This is a genomic window from Pseudomonas sp. 3296, from assembly GCF_031456615.1.
Lineage (GTDB): Bacteria > Pseudomonadota > Gammaproteobacteria > Pseudomonadales > Pseudomonadaceae > Aquipseudomonas > Aquipseudomonas mucoides.
Genome location: NZ_JAVDUY010000006.1, coordinates 363,450 through 384,187, shown reverse-complemented (window position 1 = coordinate 384,187; position 20,738 = coordinate 363,450). Strand labels below are relative to the sequence as shown.

Sequence of the window (20,738 nt, the reverse complement as noted above, 5' to 3'; positions counted from 1 at the left end):
TCACACTGCGTGAACACCAGAGATCAAATGCGGGAGCGAGCCTGCTCGCGAAGGGGCCAGTCCGGACAACCGGTTATGCCCTGAACTGCCCCAGACTCGCCTTCAACTGCGCCGCCAGCCCATCCAGCACCTTGCCGCTGGCCGTGGTCTCCACCACTGCCTGAGCCGCTTTCTCAGCCTGCGCATGAATAGTTTCAACCCGCCCCCGCACCGCCTGCGCACCTTGCGCCTGATGCGCCGCTGCCTGAGTCGCCAGTCCAATCGCCGCATGCACCTGTTCGACCGACTCCTGCACCGACTGCTGCAACCGCGCACTGTCGCGCAGCACCAGCAAACCTTCACTGGCCTGACGCCCGGCTTGACCAATTGCCGCCACCGCTTCGCGCGCACCTTGCTGCAAGGCAACGATGTGCGCCTGAATGTCGCCGGTCGAACTCTGAGTCTTGCTCGCCAGTGCCCGAACTTCGTCAGCGACCACGGCAAATCCGCGACCGGTCTCGCCCGCACGCGCCGCTTCGATGGCCGCGTTCAGTGCCAGCAAATTGGTTTGCTCCGCGATCCCGTGAATCACCGTCAGCACCACTTCGATCTGCTCACTCTGCTGCGCCAGCCGCTCGATGACTTTCGCCCCGGTGTCGACCTGCCCGGCCAGCGCTTCGATCAAGCTGCCGACTTTCGCCGAGGTCCGGGTGTTTTCATCCGTAGCCGAACGAATGTCCACCACCTGCTGCAAAGCTGCCTGCATGGCATGACTTTCAGATTGGGCTTCATCGGCCATTTGTGACAACGCTCGCAGGCTCTCAGCCACTTCATCGCGCTGCATTCCGGCGGCCTTGTCAGCTCCGGCATTACGCAGGGTCATGGCACCGATTTCCACGCCGGTACGCTGGGCCACATCGCCGGCTTCACGCACGATCGGCTGCAACTTATCCACAAAGCGATTGACCGCCGACGCCATGTCGCCGATTTCGTCCTTGCTGTTGATCTGCACACGCTTGGTCAGGTCACCCTCGCCAGCCGCCAGATCATCCATGGCGCCGATCAGCATCTTCAAGCGATTGACTACGCGACGCCCCAGCACCACGGCCAGCAACAGCAGCACGCCGCAACCGACCAGCGCCAGACCCAGACCAATGCGCCAGCGCAAGGTCGCTGCTGCTTCCTGTACGGTGCCGGTGGTGTTGGCTTTCATTTCAGACGCCGTGGACTGCGCCGACTGCAAACGTGCACCCATCGCCGCAGCACTGTCGGCGGCCGCGCCTTTGAGGCTGTCGCCCACCAGTTGATCGCTGCTGGCAATCAACGCCGAGAAGCGCTTGTCCAGAGCCGCGAGGTCGGTTTCCACTGACGCGGTGGAGACCCCCATTATTACCTTGCCGATTTCCACACCATTGGGATTGATCGAGGCTTCGAGGTAATAAACCGAAGGATCGTTCTTCGCCGCATCCAGCACCTTGTCGAGCGCTCGCTCGCCCTGGCCTTTTTCAAGGAGAGCCTTGTTGATCGGGTTTTCACGATTGAGGTAGCGCGTCAGGTGCTGCCCGGTTGCATCGTCATACACCACGAACAACACATTGGGATTGCGCTGGGCCCGACGGGCGAATTCGGACAAGGTTGGAACGTCACTGTCCCACATCGCGCGGGGTGCGACCGAGGCCAAGAGCTGCGCCATATCATTGGCGGAGTCCTTCAGGTCCTTTTCCAGCGTCGCACGCAACTGAGCCTGCTCATCCTTCAAACGCGAGGACAAACCCGCCGTGAGGCGCTGACGCGTGCTGGTCGAGAGGTTGTCGAGGCTCGACGTGACTTCACGCCCTGCCTGCTCAAGTTCGCCAGAGAGTTTTTGACTGTCGGCCCCCAGGCGCACACCCAGATCGGCTTCCAATGCAGTCACTGTGCTCCGGGTCAGAGCAACAGCCACCAGCACTTGCACCAAAAGGGCGATACCGAGGGTAACGAACACGGGCCGCAACAAACGGCTTTGTAACAATGAGAGAACTGCCGACACTTAAAATCCCTCTGCTTTGGCGCCATTAAATTGATGGCGCGCTGGAAGCGATGCTTTTATTCAACATCACAGCAAAGGTCATGCCGTCCAAGAGGCATAAACGACAAAGGGCCCTATTAAGGACCCTTTGTGTTTTACTTCAATGACTTATCAAGCAAACGGATGACGCAGAACGATGGTTTCGTTGCGGTCCGGGCCCGTCGAAATAATGTCGATCGGCGCGCCGATCAACTCTTCAACGCGCTTGATGTAGGCACGAGCGTTAGCTGGCAGCTCTTCCAGGGTTTTGGCACCCACGGTCGACTCGGTCCAGCCCGGCACTTCTTCGTACACAGGCTGAAGGCCTACGTAGCTGTCAGCGTCAGTCGGGGCAACGGCGTTGCCCTGCGCATCTTTGTAGCCGACGCAGATGTTGATGGTTTCCAGGCCGTCGAGCACGTCCAGCTTGGTCAGGCAGATGCCCGAGATGCTGTTCACATCGATTGCGCGACGCAGGATAACGGCGTCGAACCAGCCGCAACGACGGGCACGGCCGGTGGTAGCACCGAACTCGTGACCTTGCTTGGCCAGGTGAGCACCCACTTCATCAAACAGCTCAGTCGGGAATGGACCCGAACCTACGCGAGTGGTGTAAGCCTTGGTGATGCCCAGGATGTAATCCAGGAACATCGGGCCAACGCCCGAACCGGTCGCCACGCCACCGGCGGTGGTGTTGGAGCTGGTCACGTACGGGTAGGTGCCGTGGTCGATGTCGAGCAACGAACCCTGGGCGCCTTCGAACATGATGTCTTTGCCAGCGCGGCGCAGGTCGTGCAACTCGGCCGTCACGTCCAGCATCAACGGCTTGAGCAGCTCTGCGTATTCCTTGCACTCGGCCAGCGTCTTTTCGAACTCGATGGCAGGTTCTTTGTAGTAACCCACCAACATGAAGTTGTGGTAATCCACCAGTTCACGCAACTTGTCTTCGAAGCGCGGCATGTTGAGCAGGTCGCCAACGCGCAGGCCACGACGTGCAACCTTGTCTTCGTACGCCGGGCCGATGCCGCGACCGGTGGTACCGATCTTCAGCTCGCCACGGGCCTTTTCACGGGCCTGGTCCAGCGCCACGTGGAAGGACAGGATCAGCGGGCAGGACGGGCTGATACGCAGGCGCTCGCGCACCGGTACGCCTTTCTCTTCCAGCTTGGTGATCTCGCGCAGCAGGGCGTCAGGTGCAACCACCACGCCGTTACCGATCAGGCATTGCACGCCTTCGCGCAACACGCCAGACGGGATCAGGTGCAAGACGGTTTTCTCGCCGTCGATCACCAGCGTGTGACCAGCGTTGTGGCCACCCTGGTAGCGCACTACGGCGGCAGCATGTTCGGTCAGCAGATCAACGATCTTGCCTTTGCCCTCATCACCCCATTGGGTGCCCAGGACTACGACATTCTTACCCATAACACTTGTCCTCATTCGCGCAAACTTGGTGCCGGCAGCCGCCGGCGGGAAAACTCAAGAAGCCAGCGGCAATACTTGCCAAAGCCCGTTCTGCTGAATCAATTGCCGGTCGCAGTCCGCTTCACGGGCGGCGGCCAAAGGTTGTCCAGGCAATGCCTGAACGACACGCTGACCCTCACTGCGCAACTGGCAAACCTGCTGCCAGAGTGCCGCATCCGTACTGTCAGGCATCCAGATACCGCCAGACGGTAGCTCGATCTCAGCACGCCCCAGGGTCACCAGGGTTTTCAAATCGGTGGAGAAGCCGGTAGCCGGACGCGCTCGACCGAAGTCGGCGCCGATGTCGTCGTAACGACCGCCCTGGGCAATGGACTGGCCAACGCCCGGTACGAACACCGCGAACACCACACCGGTGTGGTAGTGGTAACCGCGCAACTCGCCAAGATCGAAGTACAGCGGCAGCTCCGGGAAACGCACGGACAGACGTTCGGCAATTGCCAGCAAGTCGTCCAGAGCCGCCAGTACCGGCGCCGGCGCACTCGCCAGACGCTCGCGGGCAGCGCTCAACACTTCACGGCCACCACACAAATCAACCAACGCGCGCAGCATGCCGGACAAATCGGCAGGCAGGCCTTCGGTCAAGGTAATGACCTCGTCGATGGCCTTGCGTTGCAACGCGTCGAACAGTTGTTGCTCGACTTCACCGGACAAACCGGCAGCGCGGGCCAAGCCACGGTAGATGCCGACATGACCGAGGTCCATGTGCACATCCGGCACATCGGCCAGTTGCAGCATAGCCAACATCAGGCTGATGACTTCCACGTCGCTGCTCGGGCTGGCATCGCCGTACAACTCGGCACCCAACTGGATCGGGCTGCGCGAGGACGACAAGGCGCGAGGCTGAGCGTGCAGCACGCTACCGGCATAGCACAGACGGCTCGGGCCTTCACGACGAAGGGTGTGCGCATCAATGCGCGCCACTTGCGGCGTGATGTCGGCGCGGAAACCCATCTGCCGGCCCGATTGCGGGTCGATGACCTTGAAGGTACGCAGGTCGAGGTCAGAGCCCGCGCCGGTCAGCAGGGATTCCAGGTACTCGATATGGGGAGTCACGACAAACTCGTAACCCCAGCTCTGGAACAGATCCAACACCTGACGACGCGCAACTTCAATGCGCGCCGCTTCTGGTGGCAGTACTTCTTCGATGCCATCTGGCAGCAGCCAGCGGTCTACCGTTGCCATTACGCCATTCCCCTATGATCCGGGCGGCAAGCCCTCGGGCGAGCCTTGAGTGAAGCAGAAAATGGTCGGCTCGTACGCAAACCACGCGCATGAACGACATGGCGAAAAGCCTCAAACCGGCTTCGCCAACCACTTTCCTCGAAAAACCTGTTGAGCCTGCATAAAAACAGCAATCAAACATGCAGACGCAAAAAAGCCGGGAATTTCCCGGCTGCCGCATCATACACACGTTTTCCCAAAGGATCACCCCGCCCGAGGCTTTAGCCGCCAGGCGGGGGATGATTCAGGTCAACGCAGTATCAAGGCTTGGCTTTTTCCAGGTAACGGAAGAAGTCGCTGCTTGGGTCCAGGACCATGACGTCGGATTTGTTCGCGAAGCTTTCACGGTAGGCACGCAGGCTACGGTAGAAACCATAGAACTCCTGATCCTGGCCGTAGGCCTTGGAGTAGATCGCAGAGGCCTGGGCATCACCGTCACCACGAACCTCTTCAGATTCACGATAGGCTTCAGCCAGCAACACGCGGCGCTGACGATCGGCGTCGGCACGAATACCTTCGGCCAGCTCGTTACCCTTGGCGCGGTGCTCGCGAGCTTCACGCTCACGCTCGGAGCTCATGCGCTCGAACACACTGCGATTCACTTCTTTGGGCAGATCGATAGCCTTGACCCGAACATCGACCACTTCGATACCCAGCTCTTTTTCGGCCATCTTGTTCAGCGAAGCCGTGATGTCGGTCATCAGCGCATCGCGCTCACCGGACACCACTTCGTGCAGCGTGCGCTTACCAAACTGGTCACGCAGGCCCGACTCCAGACGACGGGAAAGACGTTCGTCGGCAATTTGCTTGAGGCCAGATGTCGCGGTGTAGAAGCGCTCGGCATCTTTCACCCGCCACTTGGCGTAGGCATCCACCATGACGGCTTTCTTTTCCAGCGTCAGGAAGCGTTGCGTCGGTGCATCCAGCGTCATCAGGCGTGCGTCGAATTTACGCACCTGGTTAACGTAAGGCACTTTCACATGCAGGCCCGGCTGAACATCGGCCTGGACCACACGACCGAACTGCAGCAACACCGCACGCTCGGTCTGAGCCACGATGTAGAAGCAGTTCCAGGCAGCGATCGCCACGACGACGCCGACAATAAGGGCGATCAGCGATTTATTGCTCATCAGCGACTCTCCCTGGTACGTGCTTGCTGTTGCTGCAGATCAGCTGCTGCACGCGCATTCGCTTCATTGCTGGTGGTTGCTGCACTGGTCACCGGAGCGCTGGTGTTGCGACCACTTTCGACCATCTTGTCCAGCGGCAAGTACAGCAGATTGCTCTGGCCATTCTTGTTGCCGGTCACGAGAACCTTGCTGGTGTTGCTGAAGACTTCCTGCATGGTGTCCAGGTACAGACGCTCGCGGGTGACTTCAGGAGCCTTGCGATACTCGGCCACCAGTTTGGTGAAGCGATCGGCCTCACCCTTGGCGCGCGAGACCGTCTCGTCACGGTAGCCGTTGGCATCTTCGATGATGCGCTGGGCCTGACCACGGGCTTCCGGCACGACGCCGTTGGCATAGGTTTCAGCCTGGTTACGCGAACGCTGCTCGTCTTCACGGGCGCGGATCACGTCATCGAAAGCTTCCTGTACTTCACGCGGTGCGGCTGCGCTCTGTACGTTGACCTGTGTAATGGTGATGCCGGTGCGATAGGTATCCATGAAGCGTTGCAGACGCTCCTTGATTTCGCTGGCCATCAACTCACGACCTTCGGTCAGCACCTGGTCCATCGCAGTGGAACCCACCACATGGCGCAAGGCACTTTCGGTCGCGTGCTGCAGGCTGATTTCCGGCTGATCAACGTTCAGCACGAAGTCCTGCAGGTTGCTGATCTTGTACTGCACGGTCAGTGGCACTTCGACGATGTTTTCGTCTTCAGTCAGCATTTGACCCTGCTTGGTGTAGGCACGCTCACGCGTGACGTTTTCCAGGTACTTGCGGTCGATCGGCGGGAAATAGATGTTCAGGCCCGGGCCGACGGTTTCGTAGTACTTGCCGAAGCGCAGCACCACGGCTTGCTCCTGCTCGTCGACAACGTAGACCGCGCTATACAGCCAAACGGCCGCCAGCACGACAAGGCCGATGCCAAGAATGCCACCGAAGCCGCCGCTCTTGCCCGAACCACCGCCGTCATCACCACGTTTCTTACCACCACCGAACAACCCGTTCAGGCTTTCCTGCAGCTTTCGGAAGGCCTCGTCGAGATCCGGTGGTCCCTTGCGGTCGCCGTTATTGCGGCGCTTGCCACCCCAAGGATCCTGATTATTCGAGTTGCCACCCGGCTCATTCCAAGCCATAGCGCTCTCCATCTGATAAAGCAAAGACGCACCCACGGCGCGCCGACCAATGCTACAGAATGCCTGTCACCACGACACAACCGCTTTCTCAGGCTTTTATTGCAAAGTGTGTTGCTCGATGAAGTCATTTGGCTGCAAACCTTCGCGACTCACCAATCGATTCAACTCGATCCGTGGCAAGCGAACGGCCAGCAAGCTGGTGCCTTCTTCGTCGTGTTCTTCTTTCTGCACCGCGCCAAGTTCGAAAAACTGCGCACGCAGTCGAGCGAAGCGTTGCGGCAAGCGCAAGGTACCGATAAACAAATCACTGCCAAGCAACTCGGCAATGGCTTGCTCAAGCAATTCCAGCCCCGTGCCATCACGCGCCGACAGCCAGACCCGCAAGGGTTTACCGCTTTCGTCGCGCTGGATTTGTGGCTCAACGCCTTCAAGCAAATCGAGTTTGTTATACACCTCGAGTATCGGCAAGTCCTGGGCACCAATCTCGCCCAGCACCACCATCACCTGCTCGATCTGCAACATGCGATCCGGCTCGGCCGCATCGATCACGTGCAACAACAGGTCGGAATTGCTCGACTCTTCGAGAGTAGACCGAAATGCCTCGACCAGCTTGTGGGGCAAGTGGCGAATGAACCCTACAGTGTCCGCCAGGACAATCGGCCCCAGGTCGTCCAGATCGAGACGGCGCAGGGTCGGGTCCAGCGTGGCGAACAATTGGTCAGCCGCGTAAACGTCGGATTTCGTCACGTTATTGAAGAGCGTGGATTTACCGGCGTTGGTATACCCCACCAGCGAAACGGTAGGGATATCCGCACGCATACGACCACGTCGCGACTGTTCGCGCTGGCTGCGCACTTTCTCCAGCCGGCCCTTGATCTGTCGCAGGCGAACCCGCAGCAAACGGCGGTCGGTTTCGAGTTGGGTTTCACCCGGGCCGCGCATGCCGATACCGCCACCTTGGCGTTCAAGGTGAGTCCAGCCACGAACCAGGCGGGTGCTCATGTGGTCAAGCTGAGCCAGTTCTACCTGGAGCTTGCCTTCATGGGTACGCGCGCGTTGGGCGAAAATATCGAGAATCAGACCGGTGCGGTCGATCACGCGACACTCGAAAACACGTTCGAGGTTACGTTCCTGACTGGGCGTGAGGATGTGATTGAAGATCACCAGATCAGCCTCTTCGGCCTTGACCAGGTCGCGCAGCTCCTCGACCTTGCCACTGCCAATGAGGAATTTGGCGGTTGGCCGATGACGCGGCACGTTAAAAAACGCAACGGTCTCGGCGCCCGCCGAATTAGCCAGTTCCTGAAACTCCTGCGGATCTTCGCGCGCCTCAGGGTCCTGTCCATCCAAGTGAACGAGGATGACTCGCTCACCACCACCGTGGCGCTCAAAGAACAAAGGAGACTCCTATCAGGCGTTACCTGGCTCAGCGTCACCTGCTTCGGATTCGGTTGCGCTTGGCAGACGAATTGGACGAACCGGCACCACTGTCGAGATAGCGTGTTTGTAAACCATTTGGCTAACGGTGTTTTTCAGCAGGATAACGAACTGGTCGAAAGACTCGATCGTGCCTTGCAGTTTGATCCCGTTGACCAGGTAGATAGACACCCCAACTTTCTCTTTACGTAAAGTATTCAAGTAAGGGTCTTGTAGCGAATGCCCTTTTGACATGTGCCGCACTCCTTTAAGGATTCAAAATAAAAAATAGGTAAACAGATGGCTTTAGCCGCCACACCCCCAAGGATAGACGGCAATTGCAAGGACTCAGCTCAATATGGAGATGGTCCCCAAGTATTTCAAGGCGCGCGGCAGATTGTCGCAATCGAGACTGTCCAGCCAGTGTAAATCAGCCCAACTGCGCAGCCAGGTGAACTGACGCTTTGCCAATTGGCGCGTGGCAATGATTCCACGCTCCTGCATCTCGGCTTGCGTCAGCTTGCCATCCAGGTAATCCCAAACTTGTCGGTAGCCTACCGCACGTATAGACGGCAACCCGGAATGCAGGTCACTTCGCTTACGCAGGGCTACGACCTCGTCAATGAATCCCTGTTCCAACATATTCGTGAATCTTTGTTTAATTCGCTCGTGCAGTACCTGGCGATTGGCAGGAGCAATGGCCAAGTTCGCGACAGTATAGGGCAATTGTTGCAGTCCCGAAGCGGCTGCTTCGGTACTTTGCACAGATTGTTTCAGCCGCAGCTCGGTCATGCTCTGACCGCTGACGCGATAAACTTCCAGCGCCCGACTGAGTCGCTGCGGATCGTTTGGATGAATACGCGCGGCAGACTCAGGGTCAATTAACGCCAATTGTTCGTGCAGCGCTTGCCAGCCAAGGCGTGCAGCCTCTTCCTCGATCTGCGCCCGAACATCGGGATCCGCCGCTGGCATGTCCGCCAGACCTTCGACCAAAGCCTTGTAATAGAGCATTGTGCCGCCCACCAGCAGCGGGATTTTTCCCCGCGCGGTGATCTCGGCCATCGCCGCCAGGGCATCACGACGAAAATCGGCGGCCGAATAGCTCTCGGCCGGGTCGAGAATGTCGATCAAACGGTGCGGGAATTCGGCCAGGATTTCTTTCGAAGGCTTGGCGGTGCCGATGTCCATACCCCGATAGACCAGCGCCGAATCGACACTGATCAGCTCGCACGGCAGAACCTTGGTCAGTTCGATGGCCAGGTCGGTCTTGCCCGCAGCGGTCGGGCCCATCAGGAAAATCGCTGGAGGAAGCTGGCTCATCAACGACCGCGCAAGAACAGTTTGTCCAGATCGTCCAGGCCCAATTGGGTCCAGGTCGGTCGGCCATGGTTGCATTGACCGCTGCGCTCGGTGTTTTCCATGTCGCGCAGCAGACCGTTCATTTCCGGGATCGCCAGGCGCCGATTCGCACGAACCGCGCCGTGGCAAGCCATGGTCCCGAGCAACTCATTCAGATGCGCCTGAATCCGGTCGCTGGTGCCGTATTCCATCAGGTCCGCCAAGACATCACTGACCAGTCGATTGGCTTGCGCCTGCTTGAGCAACGCCGGGATTTGCCGAATGGCCAGGGATTCAGGTCCCAGACGTTGCAATTCAAAACCCAGACGCTGGAACAACGCCGCGTGTTCTTCGGCGCAATCGGCTTCACGCTGACTGACAGCCAGGGATTCCGGTACCAGCAGCGGCTGGCCGCTCAGGCCTTCGCTGGCCATGGCGATTTTCAGGCGCTCGTACATGATCCGCTCGTGAGCCGCGTGCATGTCCACCAGCACCAGCCCTTGGGCATTTTCCGCCAGGATGTAGATGCCTTTGAGCTGCGCCAGGGCGTAACCCAGCGGCGGAATATCGTCCTGCCCGGCTGGCAGCGCGACCGCGTTGGCCTCGGGCAATGGCGCAAAGAATTCACGGTACGCCGCCTGGGTTTCAGCAACCGGTACGCCGGATTGTGGCCGTGGCGTGTATTGATATTGATAACCGGCGCCAGCGCCCGACCCGGCCGGGGTATTGAACGACGGTTGCGCCTGGGGTTGCTCCAGCAGCGCATTGGCCGCCAGACGCATTTCGCCCTGCGGGCCGAATTCGCCGGCATCGAGCCCGGTTGGACGCACGACAGCCGTCGCCACCGGTGCGGCCAGATGATCCTCGGGACGCACATCGCCCAAGGCGCGGTGCAAGGTGCCGTAAAGGAAATCGTGAACCATGCGCCCGTCACGGAAGCGAACTTCGTGCTTGGTCGGGTGCACGTTGACGTCGACACCCGCCGGATCCACTTCGAAAAACAGCACGAACGTCGGATGCCGGCCATTGAACAGCACATCGCGATAGGCCTGGCGCACCGCGTGGGCCACCAGTTTGTCGCGCACTGCGCGGCCATTCACGAAGAAATACTGCAAGTCTGCCTGGCTGCGGTTGAACGTCGGCAAGCCGACCCAGCCCCATAAATGCAGGCCATTGCGCTCGATTTCGATCGGCAGCGCCTGCTCGAGGAACCCCGAACCGCAAATCGCCGCCACACGCCGGGCGCGGGCCGCGTCGTCATGGGCTTCGTGCAGGCTGAGGATGGTCTTGCCGTTATGGCGCAGGTGGAACGCGACATCGAAGCGTGCCAGCGCCAGGCGCTTGATCACTTCTTGCAGGTGATCGAATTCGGTTTTTTCAGTCTTGAGAAACTTGCGACGCGCCGGGGTGTTGAAGAACAAGTCCCGCACTTCCACCGAGGTGCCCACCGGATGGGCGGCCGGCTGCACGCGCGGCGCCATGTCCCGGCCTTCGGTTTCGACCTGCCAGGCCTGATCGGCATCGCGGGTGCGGGACGTCAGCGTCAGGCGCGCCACGGAGCTGATCGATGCCAGTGCTTCACCGCGAAACCCGAGGCTCATGACCTGTTCGAGGTCTTCCAGATTGCGGATCTTGCTGGTGGCGTGTCGCGCCAGCGCCAACGGCAGGTCATCGGCAGAAATGCCGCTGCCATCGTCGCGCACGCGCAATAGCTTGACGCCGCCCTGCTCGACATCGACATCGATGCGCTTGGCGCCGGAATCGAGGCTGTTTTCCAGCAGCTCCTTGATCACCGAAGCCGGGCGCTCGACCACCTCGCCGGCGGCAATCTGGTTCGCCAGTCGCGGGCTGAGCAGCTCGATGCGAGCGCTGTTGATCACGACCTGATTCATTCTTTGGCCGCCAACTCGGTGCCTGGAATGGTCAGGTGCTGACCGACCTTCAGCTCATCACTGGGCAGCTTGTTGACGCTGCGCAGCGTGGCAGGCGACACCTGATAGCGCACGGCAATCATCGCCAGGGTCTCACCCGGGCTGACCCGGTGATCACGCGGGCCTTGAACGATTTTTCCGGAGTCACGCAGCCAGGCAATGTAAGTGCCCGGTGGCGGGTTTTGCTGGAAGAACTGCCGCACGCCGCTGCTGATCGAACGCGCCAGCGCCTGCTGGTGATTCGAGGAGGCCAGTTTGGACGCTTCGTTAGAGTTGGAGATGAACCCGGTTTCCACCAGGATCGACGGGATATCTGGCGACTTCAGCACCATGAACCCGGCTTGTTCCACACGCTGCTTGTGCAGTGGCGTAACCCGTCCGATGTTGCTCAGGACTTTCTGGCCAACGTTCAGGCTGGACGTCAGCGACGCGGTCATCGACAGGTCAAGCAGCACGCCCGCGAGCATGCGGTCCTTGTCATCAAGGCTGACGTTGCCAGCACCACCGATCAGGTCAGAGCGGTTTTCACTGTCCGCCAGCCAGCGGGCCGTTTCCGAAGTCGCGCCGCGATCAGACAGGGCGAACACCGACGCACCGAAGGCAGCGGCCGACGGCGCGGCGTCGGCGTGGATCGAAACGAACAGGTCGGCGCCTTTCTTACGGGCGATTTCGGTTCGGCCGCGCAGCGGAATGAAGTAGTCGCCCGTACGGGTCAGTTCGGCGCGGAAGCCTTTCATGCCATTGACCTGACGCTGCAGTTCACGGGCGATGGCCAATACCACGTCTTTTTCCTTCTGACCGCGGGAGCCTGAAGCACCCGGGTCTTCACCGCCGTGGCCGGCGTCGATCACCACGAGGATGTCGCGTTTGCCAGCAGGTGCAGGAGGAAGTTTGATCGCAGGCTCAACCGGCGTGACGGGCACTGCCGGCATCGTGGCGACCGAAGGAGTCGGTGTCGGAGTCGGGGCTGGCGACGGCGCGGCATCGGCAGCGTTATCAAACAGATCGACCACCAGCCGGTTGCCGTACTGGGCGTTTGGCGCCAGGGAGAAACTTTTCGGGGTCACGGCCTTTTTCAGGTCGATCACCACCCGCAGATCGGTCGGCGTGCGTTGAGCCGAGCGCATGGCAGTGATAGGGGTATTGGAAGTGTTGACGTTCAACGGCGCGCCGAGTGTTGCACCATTGATGTCGATCACCAGCCGATCCGGAGCGGTAAGGGTGAACACGCTGTGTTGCACCGGCCCGGTCAGGTCGAACACCAGCCGTGTGTTGTCCGGCGCCCGCCACAGGCGAACACTGTTGACCTTTGCGTCGGCCACAGCGTCGACGGTCACCGCCAAAAACAACAACCCTACGGCAGCTACCATCGCGCGAAAGCGCATACCTGACCCCATCATTTAATTGGATTCCAATGCCAAAGCGGCACACCAAGCCTCGCCGCGCGAGCCCCGGGATAAAATTTTCAGCGAACGCCCGCTGTCTTGCGGGCTAATGGTAATGGTCAGGTCAGGCTTTGGCAAAAAGCCTGCACCTTTATCGGGCCATTCGATCAGGCACAGCGCATCGTCGTCGAAATAGTCGCGAATGCCGAGGTACTCCAGCTCTTCCGGATCGACCAAACGGTACAAGTCGAAATGGAAAGCGCGGATGTCGCCGATCTCATAGGGCTCGACCAGGGTGAAGGTCGGACTTTTGACGGCGCCTTCATGCCCAAGGCCGCGGATGATACCCCGCGACAACGTGGTTTTACCCGCCCCCAGGTCCCCTTCCAGAAAAATCAGACCGTGCCCTTCGGTGGTTTTTGCGATGCGTGTGCCAAAGGCCGTCATCGCCTCTTCATCAGCCAGGTACAGGGTTACTTCAGACACGGTGCTTGCTCCTCCAACAACTGACGAATGGCCGGAATCAGATCACTGGCCGCCAGCCCGCGGCCATTTTTACCTTGTAGCTCACCCGCATTGGCGTGCAGCCAGACCGCCAGGCACGCGGCGTCGAACGCCTGCATCCCTTGAGCCAGCAATGCGCCGACCAGCCCGGCCAGCACATCCCCCAAGCCCGCAGTCGCCATGGCCGGATGACCTTGATGACACACGGCGAGGCGCCCATCGGGACTGGCGATCAGGCTGCCAGCGCCTTTTAACACCACGACCGCTGTATATTTTTTGCTCAATGCATGCGCCGCCGCCGGGCGATCAGCCTGCACTTGGGCGGTGCTGATCCCGAGCAACCGCGCCGCTTCGCCCGGATGTGGCGTGATCACGCAATCCTTGGGCAAACTCACACATTCTTCGGCCAGCAGGTTCAACGCATCGGCGTCCCAGACTTGCGGCAACGGTGCATTGGCGGCCGCTGACAGCAAACTGCGCCCCCACGACGCCTGCCCCAAGCCAGGGCCAACCACCAATACGGAAACCTTTTGCAGCAAATCCATCAACTGGTTGGCCGACGAAGTGCCCAGCACCATGGCTTCGGGAATTCTCGCCAGCGCGGCCGGTACATGCTCACTGCGGGTTGCCACGGAGACCATGCCGGCGCCGCTGCGCAGGGCGCTTTGCGCGCTCAGCAGGATCGCACCGCCAAAACCGAGATCACCACCGATCAGCAGCACATGGCCGAATTTGCCTTTGTGCGACGTCGGCGCTCGCGATGCAGGACGCGGCAAGTTGCCGGCCGTCAGGCGCCGAGCGCTGATCGCCACGGCCTCGACGAGCTGCGGGTCGGCGTGTAATTCATTGAAAACCAGTGCCCCCACCACATCTCCTGCATCCCCGGTGAACAGCCCCAGTTTCAAACCGATGAAGGTCACTGTCAGGTCGGCATGCACCGCCAGACCGAGGATCCGACCGGTATTGGCGCACAGCCCTGAAGGGATATCCACAGCCACGACCGGCAGCCCGCTGGCATTGATCGTCGCGATAGCGTCAGCGTAAGGCGCACGCACTTCCCCCGTCAGACCGGTGCCGAGCAAAGCATCGAGCACGACGCCGCGCAATCCGGATTGTGCAGACCAGGGTTCGATCAGTACTTTTTCCGACACCGCCTCGGCATACGCCAACGCTGCATCCCCCTGCAAACGTTGGGGATCGCCCACCGCCAACACGCGAACCGACCAACCCGCACGGCTGGCCAGCACTGCCACCAGATAACCGTCGCCCGCGTTATTGCCGTGACCGGCCAGCACCGTTAATTCATTCGCCGACGGCCATTGCCGGACCAGCGCCCGCCAGGTCGCCCGCGCCGCGCGCTGCATCAACTCGAAGCCCGACGTGCCGGCCGCGATCAGGCTCGCATCGAGCCCACGGACCTGCGCAGCGCTATACAGCGCGTCGGGTAAAACATCTTTAGTGTGCGGCATGCGTCTTCGGGCTCCGATGTCTGGCAGAATTATACGCACCTCAGCTCCGGTTTCTCTCGCCTCATGCCCGCAATTACCACAGACCTGCCCGCCCTCGCCCAATCCATCAAGGACTGGGGCCGCGAGCTGGGCTTTCAGCAAGTCGGCATCAGCGGCCTGGACCTGGCCGAGCATGAGCAGCACCTGGAGCGCTGGCTCGCCGCCGGCTACCACGGCGAAATGGACTACATGGGCGCCCACGGCAGCAAACGCTCCCATCCGGAAGAGCTGGTGCCCGGCACCTTGCGCGTGGTTTCCCTGCGCATGGACTACCTGCCCGGCGACACCCAAATGGCGCAAATGCTGGCCCAACCGGAAAAAGCCTACGTATCGCGTTATGCCCTGGGCCGCGATTACCACAAATTAATTCGTAAACGCGTGCAACAACTGGCCGACAAAATTCAGGCACAGATCGGCCCGTTTGGTTTCCGCGCCTTCGTCGACAGCGCCCCGGTGCTGGAAAAAGCCATCGCCGAGCAGGCCGGTTTAGGCTGGATCGGCAAAAACACCTTGGTCCTGAATCGCAAGGCCGGCAGCTACTTCTTTCTCAGCGAGTTGTTTGTCGACCTGCCGCTGCCGGTCGACCCGCCCCACACCACCGAACATTGCGGCCGCTGCACCGCGTGCCTCGACATCTGCCCGACCAACGCCTTCGTCGGCCCTTACGTACTGGACGCACGGCGCTGTATTTCGTACCTGACCATCGAACTGAAAAGCGCAATCCCGGAAGATCTGCGGCCACTGATCGGCAACCGCGTGTTCGGTTGCGATGACTGCCAGATCGTCTGCCCGTGGAACCGCTTCGCCCGTCCGTCCGGCGAAAGCGACTTCAAGCCAAGGCACAACCTGGACAATGCGGAATTGGCCGAGTTGTTCATGTGGGACGAGGATAAATTCCTCAGCAGCACTGAAGGCTCGCCATTACGCCGGGCGGGTTATGAGCGTTGGTTGCGTAACCTGGCGGTGGGGCTGGGCAATGCGCCGTCGAGCATCCCGGTGCTGGAAGCGTTGAAGGCTCGCAGGGATTACCCGTCGGAGTTGGTGCGTGAACATGTCGAATGGGCCCTGAAACAGCACGGACTCCTGTAGCAGGTCTTAAGCCTCGTCGTTGTAAACGAACTTCGGCATTTCCCAGTGGAAACGAATCGCCAGCAATCGCAGGAGGAAGCCACCAAACAGCGTGATCAGAATCGCTTGCTCACCGGGTAATTGCAGGTAGATGCAGAGCATGTAGCACCACGCTGCCGCGAACGAGACGCTGGCGTAAAGCTCTCGGCGAAAGATCAGCGGGATGTCGTTGCAGAAGATGTCGCGCAGGATGCCGCCGAATACACCGGTGATCACGCCGCTGACCGATGCCACCAACATGCCGTGCCCCATTTCCAAAGCGGTCATGCAGCCGATCAGGGTGAACGCCACCAGGCCCACAGCGTCGAGGACCAGGAACAGTGAGCGCAGGTGGCGCATCCAGCGCGCGGTGAAGACGGTCACCATGGCGGCGACCGAGGTCAGCACCAGGTATTCCGGGTGTTTGACCCAGGTCAGCGGGTAGTGGCCGAGCAGGACGTCGCGCACCGAGCCACCCCCCAACGCCGTGATGCACGCGATCAGCACCACGCCAAACCAGTCCATGCCGCGACGGCCGGCAGACAGCGCGCCGGTCATGGCTTCGGCGGTGATGGCGATCAGGTAGAGCATCAGCAACATGGCGGCGGTCCTTGCAGAAAGGCGCGCAGTCTACGCACTTCACCGAAGCCCCAAAAGAGGGCATCAGAGAATCTAGCCAATCATCAATGGTGACTGTAAGGACGCCATCGCGAGCACAGATGCCGCCGAATCAGAACTTGATGAAATGCTTGCGGTAGTGCTGCAGCTCGGCAATCGACTCGCGGATGTCGTCCAGCGCCAAATGAGTGCTACCTTTTTTGAAACTGTCGCGTACGTCCGGCGCCCAGCGTGCGGCCAACTCTTTGAGGGTCGACACGTCGAGGTTGCGGTAGTGGAAGTAGCTTTCCAGGGATTTCATGTGCGTATAAAGGAAGCGACGGTCCTGGCAGATGCTGTTGCCACAGATCGGCGACTTGCCCTTGGGCACCCATTTCTCCAGGAAGGCGATGGTCTCGGCTTCGGCTTCGGCCATGCTGATGCGGCTGTCGCGAACGCGCTGGGTCAGGCCCGAGCCGCCGTGTTGACGGGTGTTCCACTCGTCCATGCCGGCGAGGATCTCGTCGCTGTGGTGGATGGCGATCACCGGGCCTTCGGCCAAGGTGTTCAAGTCACTGTCGGTGACGATGGTGGCCATTTCGATGATGACGTCGGTATCAGGGTTCAGACCGGTCATTTCCAGGTCGATCCAGATCAGATTCTGCGAGTTTTGCATGTGTCGGCTCCTAGGCAATGCTGCGCAGTTTAGCCTAGGCAACTGGCGGGGCGTGCTAAACTCGCGGCCGTTTTACCTAATCGCTGCATTCTTGATACGGAACACCCATGGCCAAACGCCAACTCAATCGTCGTCAAAACTGGCGCATCGAAAAGATTCAGGGCGAACGCGCTGCCCGCGCCGCCAAACGCGAGTCCTCGGCTGTCGAGGCACTTGAGGGTGGCGATCTGGGCCCGGAACAGACCGGGCTGGTGATCGCGCACTTTGGCGTACAGGTCGAAGTCGAAGCCCTCGAGGGCGAACTGGCCGGTGAAGTGTTCCGTTGTCACTTGCGCGCCAACCTCCCGGCGCTGGTGACTGGCGATCAGGTGGTCTGGCGTGCCGGCAACCAGGGCATCGGCGTGATCGTGGCGCAATTGCCACGTAAAACCGAACTCTGCCGCCCGGACAGCCGTGGCCAGCTCAAGCCTGTGGCCGCCAACGTCGACATGATCGTCATCGTCTTCGCCCCGCTGCCCGAGCCTCACGCCAACCTGATCGACCGCTACCTGGTCGCTGCCGAGCACGCCGGTATCCGGCCACTGCTGTTGCTCAACAAATTCGACCTGATCGACGAGCAGAACGCCCCAGCCCTGAATGCCTTGCTGGCGGTCTACCGCACGCTCGGTTACCCGGTGCTGGAAGTCTCGGCGCATCACGGTAATGGCATGGAGCAACTGCAGGAACAACTGGACGGGCGCATCAGCGTGTTCGTCGGCCAGTCCGGCGTCGGCAAGTCGTCGCTGGTCAACAGCCTGCTGCCGGAAGTCGAAGCCCGCGTCGGCCCATTGTCCGAGCTGTCCGGCCAGGGCACTCACACCACGACCACCGCGCGGCTGTTCCACTTCCCCGGTGGCGGCGAGTTGATCGACTCCCCGGGTATTCGTGAATTCGGCCTGGGCCACGTCAGCCGTGCCGACGTCGAAGCCGGGTTCATCGAGTTCAACGACCTGATTGGCACCTGCCGCTTCCGCGACTGCAAGCACGACCGCGAACCGGGTTGCGCCCTGCTCAAGGCCCTCGAAGAAGGCCGCGTGCAGCAGCAACGGATGAACAGCTACCGCTCGATCATCGCCAGCCTGCCTGAAACCAGCTACTAAACAGACGCGCCCACCGCTCCGTCACTGACGGGACGGTGGGCCGCTTGTTGCGACCTACACCTTTCCCCGCCGATTAAACGTCAGACACCTCTGTAAGACTTTTGCGCACCCACTTGAAGGACCCGTCTCTTTAACCGCGCAGGCCTTGTTGCGCCCATTCAAGTGCATACATTCAAGCCCTCTTCGCATTCCGGCGATACCGAGGGACAACCATGCAAACCTATCATTTGTTCATCAGCCATTCGTGGAACTACCCCCACGCCCACGATAATCTCGTGCGCCTGCTCAACGCCAAACCCGGCTTCACCTTCAAAAATTTTTCAGTGCCGACGGACAACCCGATCGTCGACGCGCAGACCGACAAGCAACTGGAAACCGCCATCGAAAACAAAATCCGTCCCTGCTCGGCGGTGCTGATCATGGCGGGGATGTATTCGACCTACAGCAAGTGGATCAACAAGGAAATCGAGATCGCCAAGCGGATGGGCAAGGTGATCATTGCGGTCAAGCCGTTTGGGGCAGAGCGGATTTCCACGGTGGTGCGTGATGCCGCGCACGCCGAATGTGCGTGGAACACCAACAGCATCGTCAACGCCATTCGCCTGCACACGGCGGTGTAAGCATGCGCAAGGGACTGTTCATCGGCATCAACCACTACAGCTATGTGTCGCCCTTGAGTGGCTGCAACAACGACGCGATGGCCATGGCCTCGGTGCTGGAGCGCCACGCCAACGGGCGTCCGAACTTCAGCAGCAAGGTCCTGACTTCGGCGGAGGAAAACCTCACTCACACGAACCTGAAGCAGCAGATCCAGAGTCTGTTTTCCGGCGATTGCGACGTGGCGCTGCTGTACTTCGCCGGTCACGGCCAATTTGATACCAGCATCGACGAAGGCCTGCTGATCCCTCAGGATTTCGGCCAGGGCGTCGAAGGCATCCGCATCAGCGACATCCTCAACTGGGCGGAAAACGCCACCCACATCAAGAACAAAATCATCATCCTCGACTGCTGCCAGGCCGGCGCGGCGGCGGCCATGCGCGGGTTGCGCGGTGGCAGCAGCGTGATCAGCGAAGGCCTGACCATTCTCACTGCCTGCAAGAAAGACCAGGTGGCGCTCGAAGGTCGCGGCCACGGCGTGTTTACCGACCTCCTGCTGCAAGCGCTGCACGGCGGGGCCGCCAATGTGCTGGGCAAGGTCACCCCCGGCAGCGTGTATTCGTTCGTCGATAACGCGCTTGGGGCATGGGAGCAACGGCCAGTGTTCAAGACCAACGTTTCGCAATTTGTCCCGCTGCGGGAAGTGACGCCGCTGATTGCCGAGGAAACCTTGCGTAAGCTCAAGGACTGGTTCCCGGAACCGAGCTATGTGTTCCCCCTGGACCCCAGCTACGAACCCACCGAGGCCACGTTCGATCCCGACAACGGCGACATCTTCAAGCAACTGCAAAAGTGCAACCGCCACAGCCTGATCGAACCGGTAGACGCCGAGCACATGTACTACGCCGCCCTGCACTCCACCGGCTGCCGCCTGACCGCCCTCGGCGTTTACTACCGCGACCTCGCGATCAAAGGACATTTCTGATGCCTGTGTTTATCAGCTACCGCCACACTGACCGCGCCCACGCGATGGCCATCAATACGCGCCTGACGCAGGCCAACATCAAGACCTACCTCGATGTGCTGGACGCGGAATCGCAAACCACCGAAGACATCACCACCGTCATCACCCGCAACATCACCGAATGCACGCACTTGATGGCGGTGGTTTCGGAGCAGACCGCGCAGTCGTGGTGGGTGCCGTTCGAAATTGGCGAAGCGACCATCAGCAACCGCCGGATCTGCTCGTACAAGATCGGCCCCAGCGCACTGCCGTTGTACCTCGATAAATGGCCGAAGTTGAGCGGTGAGAACGATATCAACTTCTTTATCGATGCCTATCGCGAGGAGGTCATCACCAAACGCTCAATAGGGCTGGAGTCGTTCAGCGAATCCGTTCGCGGCACTTACCGGCGTGATGCCGAGTTGTTCCACGACCAGCTCAAGAACCGGATTCGACGGGGTTTCTGACAGACACAAAAAAGCCGACATTGCTGTCGGCTTTTTTGT

Annotated in this window: 19 protein-coding genes; 5 read left to right on the top strand and 14 right to left on the bottom strand. The window is 60.3% G+C overall.

Features of this window, described 5'->3' with window-relative positions; translation table 11 throughout:
• Positions 1-73: 73 nt before the first annotated feature.
• The 12 genes from J2X66_RS18445 to J2X66_RS18390 form a co-directional block, all read right to left on the bottom strand.
• Entirely contained in the window at positions 74-2,008 is a 1,935-nt protein-coding gene (locus J2X66_RS18445) for a methyl-accepting chemotaxis protein (RefSeq protein WP_310266858.1), read from the bottom strand.
• 150 nt (positions 2,009-2,158) lie between these two features.
• Positions 2,159-3,448, bottom strand: coding sequence for an adenylosuccinate synthase (locus J2X66_RS18440; protein ID WP_027921980.1), 1,290 nt, complete (start codon positions 3,446-3,448; stop codon positions 2,159-2,161).
• A gap of 54 nt (positions 3,449-3,502) precedes the next feature.
• Complete coding sequence (locus tag J2X66_RS18435; RefSeq protein ID WP_310266854.1) at positions 3,503-4,690, bottom strand: ATP phosphoribosyltransferase regulatory subunit; 1,188 nt, start codon at positions 4,688-4,690, stop codon at positions 3,503-3,505.
• 299 nt (positions 4,691-4,989) lie between these two features.
• Positions 4,990-5,859 carry a protease modulator HflC gene (gene hflC, locus J2X66_RS18430; protein ID WP_027921982.1) on the bottom strand — a complete coding sequence of 290 codons (870 nt, stop codon included), beginning with the start codon at positions 5,857-5,859 and terminating at the stop codon, positions 4,990-4,992.
• The gene (gene hflK, locus J2X66_RS18425) at positions 5,859-7,031 is read right to left on the bottom strand and encodes an FtsH protease activity modulator HflK (RefSeq protein ID WP_027921983.1); all 1,173 of its coding nucleotides are present in this window, start codon (positions 7,029-7,031) and stop codon (positions 5,859-5,861) included. The genes hflC and hflK overlap by 1 nt, the downstream gene beginning before the upstream one ends.
• A gap of 96 nt (positions 7,032-7,127) precedes the next feature.
• Positions 7,128-8,429, bottom strand: a complete 1,302-nt coding sequence (gene hflX, locus J2X66_RS18420; protein ID WP_027921984.1) for a ribosome rescue GTPase HflX — start codon at positions 8,427-8,429, stop codon at positions 7,128-7,130.
• Positions 8,430-8,441: 12 nt separating this feature from the next.
• A complete protein-coding gene (hfq, locus tag J2X66_RS18415; RefSeq protein ID WP_007902656.1) occupies positions 8,442-8,702 on the bottom strand; it encodes an RNA chaperone Hfq in 261 nt (86 codons plus the stop codon).
• Positions 8,703-8,795: 93 nt separating this feature from the next.
• Positions 8,796-9,767, bottom strand: coding sequence for a tRNA (adenosine(37)-N6)-dimethylallyltransferase MiaA (gene miaA, locus J2X66_RS18410; RefSeq protein WP_027921985.1), 972 nt, complete (start codon positions 9,765-9,767; stop codon positions 8,796-8,798).
• Positions 9,767-11,677: a DNA mismatch repair endonuclease MutL gene (gene mutL, locus J2X66_RS18405; RefSeq protein ID WP_405046787.1), complete on the bottom strand. Its 1,911-nt coding sequence runs from the start codon at positions 11,675-11,677 to the stop codon at positions 9,767-9,769. The genes miaA and mutL overlap by 1 nt, the downstream gene beginning before the upstream one ends.
• Entirely contained in the window at positions 11,674-13,086 is a 1,413-nt protein-coding gene (locus J2X66_RS18400; RefSeq protein WP_405046791.1) for an N-acetylmuramoyl-L-alanine amidase, read from the bottom strand. Before J2X66_RS18400 ends, mutL begins: the two co-directional genes overlap by 4 nt.
• 30 nt (positions 13,087-13,116) lie before the next feature.
• A complete protein-coding gene (gene tsaE, locus J2X66_RS18395) occupies positions 13,117-13,587 on the bottom strand; it encodes a tRNA (adenosine(37)-N6)-threonylcarbamoyltransferase complex ATPase subunit type 1 TsaE (protein ID WP_310266844.1) in 471 nt (156 codons plus the stop codon).
• Positions 13,575-15,074 (bottom strand): NAD(P)H-hydrate dehydratase, encoded by a 1,500-nt coding sequence (locus J2X66_RS18390; protein WP_310266842.1) that lies wholly within the window; start codon positions 15,072-15,074, stop codon positions 13,575-13,577. Before J2X66_RS18390 ends, tsaE begins: the two co-directional genes overlap by 13 nt.
• 63 nt (positions 15,075-15,137) lie before the next feature.
• Between J2X66_RS18390 and queG the strand changes: the two genes are divergently transcribed.
• The gene (queG, locus tag J2X66_RS18385; RefSeq protein WP_027921990.1) at positions 15,138-16,202 is read left to right on the top strand and encodes a tRNA epoxyqueuosine(34) reductase QueG; all 1,065 of its coding nucleotides are present in this window, start codon (positions 15,138-15,140) and stop codon (positions 16,200-16,202) included.
• Positions 16,203-16,208: 6 nt separating this feature from the next.
• Here queG and J2X66_RS18380 read toward each other — a convergent pair whose 3' ends face one another.
• Positions 16,209-16,820 (bottom strand): trimeric intracellular cation channel family protein, encoded by a 612-nt coding sequence (locus J2X66_RS18380; RefSeq protein WP_027921991.1) that lies wholly within the window; start codon positions 16,818-16,820, stop codon positions 16,209-16,211.
• Positions 16,821-16,950: 130 nt separating this feature from the next.
• Positions 16,951-17,493, bottom strand: coding sequence for an oligoribonuclease (gene orn, locus J2X66_RS18375; protein WP_310266839.1), 543 nt, complete (start codon positions 17,491-17,493; stop codon positions 16,951-16,953).
• Positions 17,494-17,600: 107 nt separating this feature from the next.
• Between orn and rsgA the strand changes: the two genes are divergently transcribed.
• From rsgA to J2X66_RS18355, 4 genes are all read left to right on the top strand, one after another.
• Positions 17,601-18,632 (top strand): small ribosomal subunit biogenesis GTPase RsgA, encoded by a 1,032-nt coding sequence (rsgA, locus tag J2X66_RS18370; protein WP_027921992.1) that lies wholly within the window; start codon positions 17,601-17,603, stop codon positions 18,630-18,632.
• A gap of 212 nt (positions 18,633-18,844) precedes the next feature.
• Entirely contained in the window at positions 18,845-19,252 is a 408-nt protein-coding gene (locus J2X66_RS18365; RefSeq protein ID WP_310266834.1) for a TIR domain-containing protein, read from the top strand.
• Between the two features lie 2 nt (positions 19,253-19,254).
• Positions 19,255-20,214, top strand: a complete 960-nt coding sequence (locus J2X66_RS18360) for a caspase family protein (protein WP_310266832.1) — start codon at positions 19,255-19,257, stop codon at positions 20,212-20,214.
• The gene (locus J2X66_RS18355; protein ID WP_310266831.1) at positions 20,214-20,699 is read left to right on the top strand and encodes a toll/interleukin-1 receptor domain-containing protein; all 486 of its coding nucleotides are present in this window, start codon (positions 20,214-20,216) and stop codon (positions 20,697-20,699) included. Before J2X66_RS18360 ends, J2X66_RS18355 begins: the two co-directional genes overlap by 1 nt.
• The last annotated feature ends 39 nt before the right edge of the window (positions 20,700-20,738 follow it).

Coding starts and splice junctions, on each gene's coding strand:
- J2X66_RS18440 (WP_027921980.1), bottom strand. CDS start 3,448: ATGGGTAAGAATGTCGTAGTCCTGGGCACCCAATGGGGTGATGAGGGC.
- J2X66_RS18435 (WP_310266854.1), bottom strand. CDS start 4,690: ATGGCAACGGTAGACCGCTGGCTGCTGCCAGATGGCATCGAAGAAGTA.
- hflC (WP_027921982.1), bottom strand. CDS start 5,859: ATGAGCAATAAATCGCTGATCGCCCTTATTGTCGGCGTCGTCGTGGCG.
- hflK (WP_027921983.1), bottom strand. CDS start 7,031: ATGGCTTGGAATGAGCCGGGTGGCAACTCGAATAATCAGGATCCTTGG.
- hfq (WP_007902656.1), bottom strand. CDS start 8,702: ATGTCAAAAGGGCATTCGCTACAAGACCCTTACTTGAATACTTTACGT.
- miaA (WP_027921985.1), bottom strand. CDS start 9,767: ATGAGCCAGCTTCCTCCAGCGATTTTCCTGATGGGCCCGACCGCTGCG.
- mutL (WP_405046787.1), bottom strand. CDS start 11,677: ATGAATCAGGTCGTGATCAACAGCGCTCGCATCGAGCTGCTCAGCCCG.
- J2X66_RS18400 (WP_405046791.1), bottom strand. CDS start 13,086: ATGGTAGCTGCCGTAGGGTTGTTGTTTTTGGCGGTGACCGTCGACGCT.
- J2X66_RS18390 (WP_310266842.1), bottom strand. CDS start 15,074: ATGCCGCACACTAAAGATGTTTTACCCGACGCGCTGTATAGCGCTGCG.
- queG (WP_027921990.1), top strand. CDS start 15,138: ATGCCCGCAATTACCACAGACCTGCCCGCCCTCGCCCAATCCATCAAG.
- J2X66_RS18380 (WP_027921991.1), bottom strand. CDS start 16,820: ATGTTGCTGATGCTCTACCTGATCGCCATCACCGCCGAAGCCATGACC.
- orn (WP_310266839.1), bottom strand. CDS start 17,493: ATGCAAAACTCGCAGAATCTGATCTGGATCGACCTGGAAATGACCGGT.
- rsgA (WP_027921992.1), top strand. CDS start 17,601: ATGGCCAAACGCCAACTCAATCGTCGTCAAAACTGGCGCATCGAAAAG.
- J2X66_RS18365 (WP_310266834.1), top strand. CDS start 18,845: ATGCAAACCTATCATTTGTTCATCAGCCATTCGTGGAACTACCCCCAC.
- J2X66_RS18360 (WP_310266832.1), top strand. CDS start 19,255: ATGCGCAAGGGACTGTTCATCGGCATCAACCACTACAGCTATGTGTCG.
- J2X66_RS18355 (WP_310266831.1), top strand. CDS start 20,214: ATGCCTGTGTTTATCAGCTACCGCCACACTGACCGCGCCCACGCGATG.